This window comes from Tsukamurella conjunctivitidis (assembly GCF_007858475.1).
GTDB classification, from domain to species: Bacteria; Actinomycetota; Actinomycetes; order Mycobacteriales; family Mycobacteriaceae; genus Tsukamurella; species Tsukamurella conjunctivitidis.
Genome location: NZ_VIGX01000163.1, coordinates 1 through 610 on the forward strand (window position 1 = coordinate 1; position 610 = coordinate 610).

The window sequence follows — 610 nt, forward strand, 5'->3', positions numbered from 1 at the left end:
CTGCTTGAGCGGGGAGGCCACGGCGATGCGGACGATTCCCACACCGATCGCCTCGTCACCGCTGAAGTCCAGGGAGTCCAGAGCCTTGTTCGCTGCCTGGATCAGGGCCACGCCACCACCGGCGACCAGACCCTCCTCAGAGGCTGCTCGCGCATTGCGGATCGCGTCCTCGATGCGCAGCTTGCGCTCCTTGAGCTCGACCTCGGTGGCCGCGCCGGACTTGATGACGGCGACACCGCCGGAGAGCTTGGCCAGGCGCTCCTGGAGCTTCTCACGGTCGTAGTCGGAGTCGGTGTTCTCGATCTCGGCCTTGAGCTGACGGATACGCCCGTCCAAGGCGTCCTTCTCGCCTGCGCCGTCGACGATGGTCGTCTCGTCCTTGGACACGACGACCTTGCGTGCGCGGCCCAGGACATCCAGGTCAGCGTTCTCCAGGGACAGACCCACGGTCTCGGAGATGACCTGACCACCGGTGAGGATGGCCATGTCCTGCAGCATCGCCTTGCGGCGGTCGCCGAATCCGGGAGCCTTGACGGCCACGGACTTGAACGTGCCACGGATCTTGTTGACGACCAGGGTGGCCAGAGCCTCGCCCTCGATGTCCTCGGCG

Annotated in this window: 1 protein-coding gene; it reads right to left on the minus strand. The window is 66.2% G+C overall.

From position 1 onward, the window contains the following. The coding region (locus FK530_RS24855) for a TCP-1/cpn60 chaperonin family protein (protein WP_331456380.1) at positions 1 to 610 on the minus strand (610 nt) is incomplete at both ends.